This is a genomic window from Pseudomonas sp. R11F (assembly GCF_050312575.1).
GTDB classification, from domain to species: domain Bacteria; phylum Pseudomonadota; class Gammaproteobacteria; order Pseudomonadales; family Pseudomonadaceae; genus Aquipseudomonas; species Aquipseudomonas palleroniana.
In genome coordinates this window covers 47754-62060 of the sequence record NZ_JBNPJU010000004.1, presented here as the reverse complement: position 1 = coordinate 62060, position 14307 = coordinate 47754, and the positions used below count along the sequence as shown (strand labels likewise).

Annotated in this window: 13 protein-coding genes; 5 read left to right on the top strand and 8 right to left on the bottom strand. The window is 59.3% G+C overall.

Annotation, left to right across the window (positions count from 1 at the left end):
• Positions 1-83: 83 nt before the first annotated feature.
• The 3 genes from ACQRBV_RS00510 to gcl are packed head-to-tail and all read right to left on the bottom strand — an operon-like array spanning position 84 to position 3561.
• Complete coding sequence (locus ACQRBV_RS00510; RefSeq protein ID WP_060754533.1) at positions 84-974, bottom strand: 2-hydroxy-3-oxopropionate reductase; 891 nt, start codon at positions 972-974, stop codon at positions 84-86.
• Between the two features lie 18 nt (positions 975-992).
• Positions 993-1775: a hydroxypyruvate isomerase gene (hyi, locus tag ACQRBV_RS00505; protein ID WP_244698052.1), complete on the bottom strand. Its 783-nt coding sequence runs from the start codon at positions 1773-1775 to the stop codon at positions 993-995.
• A 10-nt stretch (positions 1776-1785) separates the two neighbouring features.
• A complete protein-coding gene (gene gcl, locus ACQRBV_RS00500; RefSeq protein ID WP_090365967.1) occupies positions 1786-3561 on the bottom strand; it encodes a glyoxylate carboligase in 1776 nt (591 codons plus the stop codon).
• Positions 3562-3817: 256 nt separating this feature from the next.
• On the opposite strand from gcl, the gene ACQRBV_RS00495 reads away from it, so the two are divergent.
• Entirely contained in the window at positions 3818-4258 is a 441-nt protein-coding gene (locus ACQRBV_RS00495; protein WP_060754530.1) for a GlcG/HbpS family heme-binding protein, read from the top strand.
• A 105-nt stretch (positions 4259-4363) separates the two neighbouring features.
• Here the strand turns inward: ACQRBV_RS00495 and ACQRBV_RS00490 are convergent, their stop codons facing one another.
• From ACQRBV_RS00490 to ACQRBV_RS00475, 4 genes are all read right to left on the bottom strand, one after another.
• The gene (locus tag ACQRBV_RS00490; protein ID WP_104995926.1) at positions 4364-4969 is read right to left on the bottom strand and encodes a TetR/AcrR family transcriptional regulator; all 606 of its coding nucleotides are present in this window, start codon (positions 4967-4969) and stop codon (positions 4364-4366) included.
• 291 nt (positions 4970-5260) lie between these two features.
• Positions 5261-6139 carry a hypothetical protein gene (locus tag ACQRBV_RS00485; RefSeq protein WP_158510691.1) on the bottom strand — a complete coding sequence of 293 codons (879 nt, stop codon included), beginning with the start codon at positions 6137-6139 and terminating at the stop codon, positions 5261-5263.
• Positions 6140-6612: 473 nt separating this feature from the next.
• Positions 6613-7401, bottom strand: a complete 789-nt coding sequence (locus tag ACQRBV_RS00480; protein ID WP_060754527.1) for an MlaA family lipoprotein — start codon at positions 7399-7401, stop codon at positions 6613-6615.
• Complete coding sequence (locus ACQRBV_RS00475) at positions 7394-8692, bottom strand: serine/threonine protein kinase (protein WP_060754526.1); 1299 nt, start codon at positions 8690-8692, stop codon at positions 7394-7396. Before ACQRBV_RS00475 ends, ACQRBV_RS00480 begins: the two co-directional genes overlap by 8 nt.
• 236 nt (positions 8693-8928) lie before the next feature.
• Between ACQRBV_RS00475 and ACQRBV_RS00470 the strand changes: the two genes are divergently transcribed.
• The gene (locus tag ACQRBV_RS00470) at positions 8929-9297 is read left to right on the top strand and encodes a hypothetical protein (RefSeq protein WP_090365963.1); all 369 of its coding nucleotides are present in this window, start codon (positions 8929-8931) and stop codon (positions 9295-9297) included.
• A gap of 98 nt (positions 9298-9395) precedes the next feature.
• On the opposite strand, the gene ACQRBV_RS00465 is transcribed toward ACQRBV_RS00470, so the two are convergent.
• Entirely contained in the window at positions 9396-10949 is a 1554-nt protein-coding gene (locus ACQRBV_RS00465) for a glycosyl hydrolase family 17 protein (protein WP_411984557.1), read from the bottom strand.
• A gap of 332 nt (positions 10950-11281) precedes the next feature.
• Here ACQRBV_RS00465 and ACQRBV_RS00460 point away from each other — a divergent pair, with 332 nt between their 5' ends.
• The 3 genes from ACQRBV_RS00460 to ACQRBV_RS00450 all read left to right on the top strand — a co-directional run bounded on the left by ACQRBV_RS00460 (position 11282) and on the right by ACQRBV_RS00450 (position 14293).
• Positions 11282-12133, top strand: a complete 852-nt coding sequence (locus tag ACQRBV_RS00460) for a glycine betaine ABC transporter substrate-binding protein (RefSeq protein WP_060754523.1) — start codon at positions 11282-11284, stop codon at positions 12131-12133.
• Positions 12134-12326: 193 nt separating this feature from the next.
• Entirely contained in the window at positions 12327-12638 is a 312-nt protein-coding gene (locus tag ACQRBV_RS00455) for a DUF485 domain-containing protein (protein WP_003190001.1), read from the top strand.
• Entirely contained in the window at positions 12635-14293 is a 1659-nt protein-coding gene (locus ACQRBV_RS00450) for a cation acetate symporter (RefSeq protein ID WP_060754522.1), read from the top strand. The genes ACQRBV_RS00455 and ACQRBV_RS00450 overlap by 4 nt, the downstream gene beginning before the upstream one ends.
• Positions 14294-14307 lie beyond the last annotated feature (14 nt).

The following is a 14307-nucleotide window of genomic DNA, read 5'->3' as shown; positions in this document are numbered from 1 at the left end:
GTGTCATTCACCGCTTTGCTGACTGATCCACCGCTATCGGGAGCAAGCCCCCTCCCACAATCGATCGCATTCCAGGTCAGGATTTACTGATCGCGAATCGAGAAATTCGCCATATGCTCCAGGCCCTTGATCAGCGCCGAATGGTCCCAGTTACCGCCACCGATTGCGGCGCACGTACTGAACACTTGCTGAGTGCCGGCGGTGTTCGGCAGGTTGATCCCCAGCTCTTTGGCACCCGCCAGGGCCAGGTTCAGGTCCTTCTGGTGCAGGTTGATGCGGAAACCAGGATCGAAGGTACCCTTGATCATGCGTTCGCCATGCACTTCCAGGATCTTCGACGAGGCAAAGCCGCCCATCAGCGCTTCACGCACCTTGGCCGGATCGGCGCCGTTTTTCGATGCGAACAACAGCGCTTCGGCCACGGCCTGGATGTTCAGCGCGACGATGATCTGGTTGGCGACCTTGGCTGTCTGGCCATCGCCATTGCCGCCCACCAGGGTGATGTTCTTGCCCATGCTCTGGAACAACGGCAGTGCGCGTTCAAACGTCTGCGGCTCGCCGCCGACCATGATGCTCAGGGTGCCGGCTTTTGCGCCGACTTCACCACCGGACACCGGCGCATCCAGGTATTGCGCGCCCGTCTCGTTGATCTTCGCGGCGAAGGCTTTGGTCGCGGTAGGGGAGATCGAACTCATGTCGATCACCACTTTGTTCGGTGACAAGCCTGCGGCGACGCCGTCTTTGCGAAACAGTACGTCATCGACCTGCGGGGTGTCGGGCACCATCACGATGATGAACTCGGCTTCCTGGGCAACCTGCTGCGGGTTGGCCAACGCCACGGCGCCGGCTGCGATCAACTCGGCCGGGGCCTTGCCGTGGTGTTCGGAAAGAAACAGTTGGTGACCTGCTTTCTGCAGGTTGGCGGCCATGGGTTGGCCCATGATGCCGGTGCCGATAAATCCGATCTTAGCCATGAAGCAATCCTCTTTTTATTAGATGGCGTTGTGGGTTTTCAACCAGCCCAAACCCGCTTCGGTGGTGGTCAGCGGCTTGTATTCGCAGCCGACCCAGCCCGTGTAACCGATGCGGTCCAAGTGTTCGAACAGGAAGCGGTAGTTGATCTCCCCCGTGCCCGGCTCATTGCGCCCGGGGTTATCCGCCAGCTGGATGTGATTGATCGCTTGCAGATGCGCCGCGATGGTTCGGGCCAGGTCGCCTTCCATGATTTGCATGTGGTAGATGTCGTATTGCAGGAACAGATTGTCACTGCCCACTTGCTCGCGGATCGACAGGGCCTGGGCGGTGTTGTTCAGGTAGAAGCCTGGGATGTCGCGGGTATTGATCATCTCCATCACCAGCTTGATGCCGGCCGCTTGCAGCTTGTCGGCGGCATACTTGAGGTTGGCGACGAAGGTGGTTTCCAGGGTTTGATCATCTACCCCGGCAGGCCGGATGCCCGCCAGGCAGTTGATTTGGGTATTGCCCAGCACCTGGGCATAGGCGATGGCCAGCTTGACCCCGGCGCGGAACTCCTCGACCCGGTCCGGATGGCAGGCCAGGCCGCGCTCGCCCTTGGCCCAGTCACCGGCCGGCAGGTTGAACAGCACTTGCGTCAGGCCATGGGCGTCGAGTTGCGCCTTGATTTCGGCCGAGCTGAACTCGTACGGAAACAGGTACTCGACCCCCTGGAAACCGGCGTCGGCGGCCGCTTTGAAGCGGGCAAGAAAGTCCTGCTCGGTAAACAGCATGGACAGGTTGGCGGCAAAACGCGGCATAAGGTTCTCCTTAATCGAGCAGGGAAATGGCGGTCGGCGCATCGTTGCCGACCAGGGCCAGATCTTCGAATTCGTTGACGGCGTTGATCTCAGTGCCCATGGAAATATTGGTCACCCGCTCCAGAATAATCTCAACGATCACCGGCACCTTGAATTCTTCGATCATCTGCTCGGCCTGGCGCAACGCCGGCGCAATCTGGCTGGGTTCGAACACACGCAGTGCCTTGCAACCCAGGCCCTCGGCGACAGCCACGTGGTCGACGCCATAGCCATTGAGTTCAGGCGCGTTGAGGTTGTCGAAAGACAACTGCACGCAGTAGTCCATTTCAAAACCGCGCTGGGCCTGGCGGATCAAGCCGAGGTAGGAGTTGTTCACCACCACGTGGATGTACGGCAGCTTGAACTGCGCGCCCACCGCCAACTCTTCGATCATGAACTGGAAGTCATAGTCGCCCGACAGCGCCACGACCTTGCGGCTCGGGTCCGCCTTGACCACGCCGAGCGCGGCCGGGATGGTCCAGCCCAAGGGGCCGGCCTGGCCGCAGTTGATCCAGTGGCGGGGTTTGTAGACGTGCAGGAATTGCGCGCCGGCAATCTGCGACAGGCCGATGGTACTGACGTAGCAGGTGTCTTTGCCGAACACCTGGTTCATTTCTTCGTACACCCGCTGCGGCTTGACCGGCACGTTGTCGAAGTGGGTCTTGCGCTGCAGGGTGGCTTTGCGCTGCTGGCAGTCATGCAACCAGGCGCTGCGGTCCTTGAGCTTGCCGGCGGCTTTCCACTCGCGCGCCACTTCAATGAACATCGTCAGTGCGCTGCCCGCGTCGGAGACGATACCCAGGTCCGGGGTGAACACGCGGCCGATCTGCGTCGGTTCGATGTCGACGTGAATGAACCGGCGACCCTCGGTGTAGACATCCACCGAACCGGTATGACGGTTAGCCCAGCGGTTGCCGATGCCCAGCACCACGTCCGACTTGAGCAGGGTGGCGTTGCCATAACGGTGCGAGGTTTGCAGACCGACCATGCCGACCATCAGCGGGTGGTCATCGGCAATGGTGCCCCAGCCCATCAGGGTAGGGATGACGGGAATGCCCGTCAGCTCGGCGAACTCCACCAGCAGTTCGCTGGCGTCGGCGTTGATCACGCCGCCGCCGCTGACCAGCAGTGGACGTTCGGCCTGGTCCAGCAGTGCCAGGGCTTTCTCCACTTGCACGCGGGTGGCCAAGGGTTTGGCCAGGGGCAATGGCTGGTAGGCGTCGATGTCGAATTCGATCTCGGCCATCTGCACGTCGAACGGCAGGTCGATCAGCACCGGGCCGGGGCGGCCGGAGCGCATTTCATAAAAGGCTTTCTGGAACGCATAGGGCACTTGGCCGGGCTCCAGCACGGTGGTAGCCCACTTGGTCACCGGCTTGACGATGCTGGTGATGTCGACGGCCTGGAAGTCTTCCTTGTGCAGGCGGGCCCGCGGTGCCTGGCCGGTGATGCAGAGAATGGGGATCGAGTCGGCCGAGGCGCTGTACAGGCCGGTGACCATGTCGGTACCCGCCGGCCCCGATGTGCCGATGCACACGCCGATATTCCCGGCCTTGGTGCGGGTGTAGCCCTCGGCCATGTGCGAGGCACCTTCAACGTGGCGAGCGAGGACGTGATCGATGCCACCGACCTTCTGCAAGGCCGAATACAACGGGTTGATCGCAGCACCCGGGATACCAAAGGCGGTGTTGACGCCTTCACGACGCATCACCAGAACGGCGGCTTCGATTGCTCTCATTTTGCTCATGGTTTTGGTGCCTCTTGCGTTTTGTAATTGTATACAAGTGGTGAGTGGTCAAAGTGTATTCACGGCGAGAGGCGCAGGTCAATGCATTTCATGAACCAGCCTTTACGCTCGTCGGAAGGGGTTTTTCCGACATGTGGAGACTTTGTCTGTAAATATTGTATACAAAAATTTATTTCATTGTGTTCTATTTGTTTGATCGAGCATCTGATCAAGCAGACCTCCACCGTATTTCCAATAACAAAAGAAGGACGGCACCATGAGCGCTTTAACCTTGAAACTCGCCACCCAACTGGCCGGGCAGGCCCTTACCGCAGGCCGCACGATTTCGGCCGCTCCGCTGACCATTGCGGTGCTCGACAGCGGCGGGCACTTGATCACCTTGCAGCGCGAAGACGGCGCCAGCCTGCTGCGCCCGCAGATCGCCATCGGCAAGGCTTGGGGGGCGATTGCACTGGGCAAGGGTTCTCGCTTGTTGGCACTGGACGCCCAGCAGCGCCCGGCGTTTATTGCGGCATTGAACAGCCTGGGGCAGGGCAGCGTGGTGCCCGCGCCGGGCGGCGTGTTGATTCGGGATCAGGCAGGGCTGGTGCTGGGGGCGATCGGGATCAGTGGGGATACGTCGGATATTGACGAGCAGTGTGCGATCACGGCGATCGAGGGGCTGGGGTTGTGGGCGGATGCGGGCGTTTCAGCCTGATTTGAGGGCCCCATCGGGAGCAAGCCCCCTCCCACAATTTTGACGGTGTGCGCCGTCAAATGTGGGAGGGGGCTTGCTCCCGATGGGCACAGGCCACTCGGTGTATCAGTCCAGCTCACAGCCCTTGAGCACTAACCGGATAATCGTCTGCGCCGCTGCCTCATAATCGGCTTCATCCAGCTTGGCCTTGCCGGTCACTGCCGAGATCTGCCAGTCGAAGTCCGCATAGGTCTGCGTCGCCGCCCAGATGCTGAACATCAGGTGATGGGGGTCGATGGCTGCGATCAGGCCGCGTTCCACCCAGCTCTGGATGCAATCGATATTGTGCTTGGCCTGGGCATTAAGCTGCTCGACCTGGTCGGCACTGAGGTGCGGGGCGCCGTGCATGATTTCGCTGGCGAACACTTTGGAGGCAAAGGGCAGGTCGCGGGAGATGCGGATTTTCGAGCGGATGTAATTGCTCAACACTTCCTTGGGGGTGCCCTGCGGGTTGAACGGCGTGGAAGCGGCCAGGATCGGCTCGATAATGCTTTCGAGCACCTCGCGGTAGAGGTTGTCCTTGGACTTGAAGTAGTAATAGACGTTGGGCTTGGGCAGCCCTGCCTTGGCGGCGATGTCACTGGTTTTGGTCGCGGCGAAGCCTTTGTCGGCGAACTCCTCGCTGGCCGCCCGCAGGATCTTTTCTTTGTTGCGCTCGCGAATGCTGCTCATAAACCAGTTGATTCCTTGCCAAGACAGGCGGTCGGGCATGGTAGCACCGGCCTTGCGCAGGGCTCAAGAAACTCGCCGCGCCCCTGCACGCTGGGCGTTTGCGCTGACTGCGCTGCAGTATACGGGCGATGTGGTCGAGTGGTTGCTCCACGAGTTTAAGCAAGGTGCTCAGTGTTCCCACAACCGTTCGGCTGCCGGGAGGCGGGTGGTAACACTGAACGAGCAGATAAAGCGACCAATGAGGGCTGGCCCCTCACTGGTCGCTTCTGTGTCATGGCGCGTCAGGAGTAACTAACCGGCTTTGCTGACCTGGTCGGATGTCGGTTTTTTTACAGGGAAATCATCGTCGAAGAACGTAGTAGCGTCTTCAATTTGTGATTTGCGTTGTTTGCGCAGGAAGTCATCAAAGTCTTTTTTGATGGCAGGATCCTTCAGTGCTTCATAGTCAAAGACATTGGCACCATATTGGTAGGCAAAGTTGATGTCGACGAACTCGGCGCTGGCACACGCGGACGAAAACTTCGAGTTGCTTCTGTCGAAATTAACGCGGTACTGTTTGATTTTCGGAATGTACATGATGGTGTTGCCGATCTTGAAGACTTCGACGGAAACACCCACCGTAATGGTTCTATAGAAGTCCTTGTTTTTTTCAACACCAAAGCGCAGGGCGTCACCTTGTTTGGCCAGGAACTTCTGAAAACTGTCCAGGGCGGTGCTTCCTTGCGATGCGACGATGTCCAGTATGAAGTTGACAAAGTCAGTGGCAATACTGACCCCGCGAATATGCCGCGAATAGGTTTGCTCATCGATTTTACTAGGACCCATCAACGGCAGTTTTGACAGCGCAAGGCTCCACAGTTTCACATCGGTTTTATACTGCTCCCCTTCGGCGGCGGCCTTGCGCTGCACATAGTTGGTAACGACGGACGTCATGCCGATCAGGTACTCTTTCAGCTCGGAGATTTTTTTCATCACCTCCGGGTCATTGACCAGTTCGTTGCCGATGATAAATTCAATGAGCCCATCCTTATCAGCGTAGGGATTGTCGTTGTCCTTGAGTTGAATGTCTTTGAGCGCCGGGTCGTCAAAAAAACTGTTGGCTTCTTTCAACTGTTCGGAGAATAAGCGGACATCTTTGACGTAAGGAGGCATTGAAGTAAGCGTTTTCATTTCATCATTTCCTTATGAAATCTGAGATTAACTGTTTTAGTCCGATGCCCTCACGGATGGCTGTCCGTAACGGCCGCGAAAGTTCACCACGGATGAAACGTGCTTATTATTTCTGAGTGACGTTGAAGTGCCTCGATTATTCGAAGCTGTTACCCCCCTGGAAAAGAGGTAGGGAATTTATAGAAGTAACGACAAGTAATGGCAATGAGCGAGGCCAACCAATTCGCTTGTTTGGCCTGCGTAGTTATAGCGTTTGGAAGTGAGTGCGCGAGGTTTTTTTTTGACGGCGATCACCCGATGCAACCGAGGATGGCTAAGTGATGGCTTTTGCAGCAGTTTTGCTAGCGGCTGTGCAACTGCTGAAGTGTTACGAAGCGAAGGCGGGATTGGCCGATGCGGGCGGCATTCGACGAGTGGCTGTTTTACGGCGAGATCAAAAGGGGCCCGCCACGGTCGACAGGCCCCTCGGGAGGTTACTCGGCAATCTGCAACTTGCGCGACTCGGTATAGATGTACCGCACCTTCTCGTATTCGAACGGCGAGTTCATCTGCCCATAACGGAAGCTGGTCTGGTAACGCTTGTCGACTGCGCGCAGGGCCCAGATTTCCGGGTGGTTTTCGCTGACCTTGGACACGTTGAGGAAGTTGACCTCGGTTTCGGCGCCGTAGTCGACGATCAGGCCGGTGGTGTCGCGCAGGTTCGATGGGCCGAAGATCGGCAGTACCAGGTACGCGCCGCCGGGCACGCCGTAGAAGCCCAGGGTCTGGCCGAAGTCTTCGCTCTGGCGTGGCAGGCCCATGGCGGTGGCCGGGTCCCAGAGGCCGGCGATGCCGATGGTGGTGTTGAGCAGCAGGCGCCCGGTGGTTTCCAGGGAGCGGTGGCCCTTGAGCTGCAGCAGGCTGTTCAACAGGTTGGGCACGTCGCCCAGGTTGTTGAAGAAGTTGCTCACGCCGGTACGCAGGAAGCGTGGGGTGATGTAGGTATAACCGTCGACCACAGGCAGGAATACCCATTGGTCAAACCGGTAGTTGAAGTGGTAGACGCGGCGGTTCCACGATTCCAGCGGGTCGTAGACGTTGAGCGCGGTCAGCGAGGAACGTTCGAACTCACGCTGGTCCAGGCCGGGGTTGAACTTGAGCTTGGACAGCGGCTCCTTGAAGCCATCGGAGTCAACCTTGATCGGCTCGTGGGCCTTGCTGTTGTCGGCGTTGGCCACGCCCGCGCACATCAAGGCGGCGAGCAGCAAAAGATATTTAGCCACGGAAGAACTCCAGCATGGCGTCGGCGTTGACGCGGTAATTGAGGTTGCCGCAGTGGCCGCCCAGCGGGTAGACGGTCAAGCGATCGCCGAAGGTTTGACGCAGGAAACCGAGGTCGCCAGGGCCGAGGATCACGTCGTCAGCGTTGTGCATGACCGCGATTTTCGGGCTGCTGTGCAGGTAGTCCTTGAGGGCGTAAAGGCTTACCTGGTCGACCAGTTGCAACAGGCTGCCGCCGTCGGTGCGCGCGCGCCACATCGGAATGACCTGCTGGGTCAGGTAGCAATCGAAGTCGCATTGCAGCGCACGCCTGAGGAAGGGCGTGAGGCTGGTGCCTTCGCTGATGGGGTATTTCGGCGGGGTGATCAGGCCGCGGCGGTTGATCAGGTCCGAAGTGAACGCAATGTCGGCCGCCGAGAAACGGAACGAGGTGCCGATCAGCATGGCCATCTGTTCGTTGGTCAGGTGTTGCTTGGATTGCTGGAAGTCATAGAGCAGGGCGTCGTTGAGGTCGATGTAGCCCTTCTGCTGGAAGTAGCGGGTCAGCTTGCCCAGCACCAGCTCATAGAAGGTGGTGGTGTTGTTGATGCCCTTGACCTCGGTCTGTACCAGTTTGTCGAGGTTGGTGATCGAGGTGTAGAGGTTGACCGGCGGGTTGAGCAACAGCACTTTCTTGAAGTTGAAGCTGCGCCGGGTTTCGTCGAGTTTGCTGACGAATGCGGCGTCCAGCGCGCCCAGGCTGTAGCCGGACAGGTAGTAGTCGGTGACGGGCAGCGACGCATTCTGCGCGCGCACCGCTTGCATCACCCGGTACATGTCTTCGGCGTCTTCCTGGGTGATGCCCGGGGTGGCGAAGCGCGAGGCGGCCGCGATGAAGTCGAAGCTGGTGGGCGAGGAGAGCTGCACCACGTGGTAGCCGGCCTGGTAGTAGAGCTTTTTCAGGTATTCGTTGAGGCTGCTGTCATACCGTGCGCCGGTGCCGGCAATCAGGAAGATCAGCGGCGCGGCGCGGTCTTGCTTGGCGATACGGTAGGTGAGCTTCTTGACGGCCCAGAAGTTGTCCGGGAGGCTGAACTCACGCTCTGGGCGCATGGTCAGGCTGTAGTCGGACTGGTTGATCTCATCGTTGCTCGGCAGCTTTGGCCGCAGGTCGGGCGGTGTCGTCGCGATAGTCGCTTCAAACGGGTTGGTCAAAGGGTAGCCATAGGTGGCTTGGTCGATATCGACCGCCAGTGCTGACGCACTCAAAAATAGGCTGCCCAACAGGGCCGCACAGCGCAAGGAACGGAGCATGACTTAATCCCTAAGAGGAAACGTGCTGAATGAAGATCGCAGGCTATGACCACCGCCCTGTCGCCGAAGTGCCATCACACGGCACGAATTATCGGAAAATAACGCAGGAATCGGGGGTGTAGCAGCCAGACGATACACTTTGCCAGGCCCTGCTGAACACTAATTGTATGTTTGTACCTTGCCAATGGGCGTCGGAGCATTAAGCTGGGCGCCGTTTTTGTCTATCGGAGTGCCCCATGTCTCGTCGTTTGCCGCTGATCCTGCTGCTTATTGCCCTGCCGTTATGGTTGGCCGCCAGTTATGGCGCTCGCTACGGTTTCATGGAGGATGGCCGGTGGGTGGGTATTTGCGTCGATGAAGCCAGCCGCTGGGAATGCCAGTTGCGCTCCAACCTGGGGTTGATGATTCACTTCAAGGTGCTGGGTTGGGCGGCGTTGGTGGCGTCGGTGCTGGCGTTCTTTGTGCCGGGTCGCGCGGGGTGGGGGCTGGCTGTGTTGGGGATGGTGTTCGGGTTGCCGGCGTTGGCGTTGTACAACACGACGTTTGCGGTATTTGCGGTGGTGATTGCCGGGCTGCGGTTGGTCCGCAAGCCGCGCGGCGTCTGATAGGGCCTCATCGGGAGCAAGCCCCCTCCCACAGTTGAAAGCATTTGCCTGAGGCAATGAAGTCCACTGTGGGAGGGGGCTTGCTCCCGATAGCGGTTTCAGACCTTGCGCACCCGCAAGCAACGCCACAAAGCTGCAACCATCAGCACGCTGACCACCGCCCAACCCCAAGCCTGCTGGTTCAACACCCCTTCGCGGTACAGCTGCGGCGCAATGCCGGCTCCGATGATGAAGGCCAGCAGGGCAATCTCCCGGCGTGGCCCGGTCACCGGGCGTACCAGATACACCAGGGCCGGCAGCACCAGCGCCGCACTCGGAAAGCTGCGATAACGCGGGTCGAACACCAGCGCCAGCATCATCACCGCCCCTGCAAACCCGGCGATTGCGATCAGCCAGCCGGCACGCTGCTCAAGCCAGTTGAAGGCTCGCCCGCGCCAGCCCTGACGGGCGCTGAGGGCGAGGGCGGCGTGGGCCAGCACCAGCAGGTTCAACACCACCAGCAAGCCTGCCCATACCCATTCATCATTGAAGCGTGCGGTCACGCGGGTCAGTTCCGCCCAGGTGCCGATGGAGCAGGCTGCGACGGCACCGAGCAATGGCAGCACCAGGGCGTTGCGAGGGCTGCGAACGCGCCCGCCCAGCGTCAGGCTGCCCAGCAGGATGAGGCCACCTACGCCGAGCCACAGCGGCCAGTACGGCACATTGCTCACCGGGCCGGCGAGGATGCCTTTGTCCCGGCGATCGGCATCGAACAAGCCCCAGTAGCCCCCGACGGCGCCTTCACTGGCGCGTTTCCACGGCTGGTCGAAGGCTTCGATCAAGTTGTAGCGCCAGCCATTGGCTTCGGCCATGGCCACGAAACCGCGCATGAACCTGGCTTCGTTGACCCGGCTCGGCACAGCCGTTTCGCGCTGGCGGCCTTCGCTGGGCCAGCCGGTTTCGCCGATCAGTACATCTTTAGAGGCGAACTTGTTGCCAAAGGTCTGGCGTACATCACCGACATGCTTGAGAGCCTGGTCGATGCCGGAAGGATCATCTTCCCAGTACGGCAGCAGGTGAATGGTCAGGAAGTCCACTGCCGGGGCGATTTCCGGGTGTTTCAGCCAGAATTCCCAGACGTCGGCATAGGTGACCGGCTGCTTGATCTGGCTTTTGACTTTATGGATCAGCGTGACCAGTTGCCTGGCCGTGACTTCCTTGCGCAACAAGGCCTCGTTGCCGACGATCACCGAGGTGATCACGTCGGGGTTGGCGTTGGCGGCTGCAATCAGTTCGTCGACTTCTTTTTCAGTCGCAATCGGGTCACTGCTGACCCAGGCGCCGGCCATCAACTTCAGCCCGTGTTTGCGCGCCATGTCCGGCAACGCTTCCAGGCCGGTCATCGAGTAGGTGCGGATGCATTCAAAGCGCGTGGCCAGCAGCGCAAGGTCGGCATCCATGCGCTCGGGGCGCAGCTTGAATGGCTGGTCAAAGGGCGATTGGTCTTTATCGAAGGGCGTGTAGGACGCGCACTGCATCTTGTGTGTGGCGCTGGCGACGTCCGGCAGCACCACGGGCCGGCCGATGCCGTACCAATAGCCGACGATGGCAAGCAAGCCGAGGAACAAAGCGAAAAAGTAGGGCAGGGCAGGAAAGCGGGCAGTCGCGGGCATGGTCAGCTTATCTGGGGAGCAAAGGCGCGCATCTTACCCCGATTTAGCCCGTTTCAGTGGGCTGCATGATTTTGACATGCAAAGTTCGGGCGGGATTTTGACGTCAGGTAAGACAAAGCGTCCTACTGGCTATGTGATGTCGTTTCTTGCTCGTACAAGGTCGCTGACAGAGCAGGTCCAACACCCCGGCAGGTTGATTATCGCAAGGTCAGCACTCCACTGATGCCGCAACATCCGGATCGATGCGCGTGAAGGGCGCGCGGCGCACCCTAAAACAACACAGGTTGATGTCGCCCGGCATCCGTCGGGCGCAGCACTTTCGGGGAAGTATTATGAAGATGCGACGACTCTTGGGCGCAGCTGCCACTCTGGTAGTTGCGATGAGCTCCACACTGGCCAGCGCCGACAGCAAAACCCTGAGCATCGGCTATGTGGACGGTTGGTCCGACAGCGTTGCCACTACCCATGTGGCGGCAGAGGTGATCAAGGAAAAACTCGGTTACGACGTGAAACTGCAAGCCGTCGCCACCGGGATCATGTGGCAGGGCGTCGCCACCGGCAAGCTCGACGCCATGCTCTCCGCGTGGTTGCCTGTGACCCACGGTGAGTATTGGGCCAAGAACAAAGACAAGGTGGTCGACTACGGCCCCAACTTCAAGGATGCGAAGATCGGCCTGATCGTGCCGGAGTACGTCAAGGCCAAATCCATCGAAGACCTCAAGACTGATACGACCTTCAAGAACAAGATCGTCGGCATCGATGCCGGTTCAGGCGTGATGCTCAAGACCGACGAAGCCATCAAGCAATACGGTCTGGACTATAAGCTGCAAGCCAGCTCGGGCGCGGCGATGATCGCCGAACTGACCCGTGCCGAAGACAAGCAGGAATCCATTGCCGTCACCGGTTGGGTGCCGCACTGGATGTTCGCCAAATGGAAACTGCGCTTCCTGGACGATCCAAAGGGCGTTTATGGCGCTGCTGAAACCGTCAACAGCATCGGCAGCAAGGGCCTGGAGAAGAAAGCGCCGGAAGTCGCGGCCTTCCTGAAGAAATTCCAGTGGGCCTCCAAGGACGAAATCGGCGAAGTCATGCTGGCGATCCAGGAGGGTGCCAAGCCTGATGCCGCGGCCAAGGATTGGGTGGCCAAGCACCCTGAGCGCGTCGCTGAGTGGACCGCTAAGTAATATTCTCTGATTTAACCTTGTGGGAGGGGGCTTGCCCTTTCCCACAGGGGTATCCCCCTCTGCAAATCCTCCTGCACCCTCGAAAACCCTCGCTACACTCCCTCTAATACTAAGGTCGTCTGGAACCTGTTCCAGAGCCGCATACAGTGGATACGTTCCAATAATAAAAAGCTGTGCTGCGAGGATAAAAACAATGAACGACAGCATTTACCTCTCGATTCAAAACAGCCCGCGTTTCAAGGAGCTGGTGAGAAAAAGGGAAAGATTCGCCTGGATTCTCTCGGCGATCATGCTTGGGCTTTACTCCGCTTTCATCCTGTTGATTGCCTATGGACCACAAGTGCTGGGCGCCAAGATCAGTCCTGGCTCCTCGATTACGTGGGGCATTCCCCTGGGCGTCGGATTGATTGTGTCCGCTTTCATCCTGACCGGCATTTATGTGCGCCGGGCCAATGGCGAATTTGACGACCTGAACAATGCGATTCTCAAGGAGGCTGCGCAATGATCCGGCGTCTATTGGCAGTATTCGGCGCTTCGCTGCTGGCTCCAGCTGTTTGGGCAGCGGACGCATTGACTGGCGAAGTGCACAAACAACCGCTGAACATCTCGGCGATCGTGATGTTTATCGCGTTTGTCGGCGCGACCCTGTGCATCACTTACTGGGCGTCCAAGCGCAACAAGTCGGCGGCCGACTACTATGCGGCCGGCGGCAAGATCACCGGGTTCCAGAATGGCCTGGCGATTGCCGGTGACTACATGTCGGCAGCGTCCTTCCTGGGCATTTCCGCACTGGTCTACGCCTCGGGTTATGACGGGTTGATCTACTCGATCGGCTTCCTCGTGGGCTGGCCGATCATCCTGTTCCTGATCGCCGAGCGCTTGCGTAACCTGGGCAAGTACACCTTTGCCGACGTGGCGTCCTATCGCCTGGGCCAAACCCAGATCCGCAGCCTGTCGGCCTGCGGCTCGCTGGTGGTGGTCGCGTTCTACCTGATCGCGCAGATGGTGGGCGCGGGCAAGTTGATCCAGTTGCTGTTCGGCCTGGATTACCACGTTGCGGTGATCCTGGTGGGGATCCTGATGTGCCTGTATGTGCTGTTCGGCGGCATGCTGGCGACCACTTGGGTGCAGATCATCAAGGCGGTGCTGTTGCTGTCCGGTGCCTCGTTCATGGCGCTGATGGTGATGAAGCACGTCAACTTCGACTTCAATACGTTGTTCTCCGAGGCGATCAAGGTCCACCCTAAAGGTGAAGCGATCATGAGCCCCGGCGGCCTGGTCAAAGACCCGATCTCCGCCTTCTCCCTCGGCCTGGCCCTGATGTTCGGGACCGCCGGCCTGCCGCATATCCTGATGCGCTTCTTCACCGTCAGCGACGCGAAGGAAGCGCGTAAGAGCGTGCTGTATGCCACGGGCTTCATCGGCTATTTCTATATCCTGACCTTTATCATCGGCTTCGGCGCGATCCTGCTGGTCAGCACCAACCCGGCGTTCAAGGATGCGGCAGGCGCCTTGTTGGGTGGCAATAACATGGCGGCGGTGCACCTGGCCAATGCGGTGGGTGGCAGTATCTTCCTGGGCTTCATCTCGGCCGTGGCTTTCGCCACCATCCTGGCGGTGGTTGCCGGCCTGACCCTGGCCGGTGCGTCTGCGGTGTCACACGACCTGTATGCCAGCGTGATCAGGAAGGGCAAGGCCAACGAGAAAGATGAGATTCGCGTGTCGAAGATCACCACCGTGGCCTTGGGTGTCTTGGCGATCGGCCTGGGTATTCTGTTCGAAAGCCAGAACATTGCGTTCATGGTCGGCCTGGCGTTCTCGATTGCTGCCAGCTGTAACTTCCCGGTACTGCTGCTTTCCATGTACTGGAAAAAGCTCACGACCCGTGGCGCGATGATCGGCGGCTGGCTGGGGCTGGTCAGTGCTGTCGGCCTGATGATCCTCGGTCCGACCATCTGGGTCTCGATCCTGCACCATGAAAAAGCCATCTTCCCGTATGAATACCCGGCGCTGTTCTCGATGATCATTGCGTTCATCGGCATCTGGTTCTTCTCCATCACCGACAAGTCGGCGGCGGCAGAGAAGGAGCGTGCGCTGTTCTTCCCGCAGTTTGTGCGTTCGCAGACTGGCCTGGGGGCGAGCGGGGCGGTCAATCACTAAGGTTGGCGCTGGAT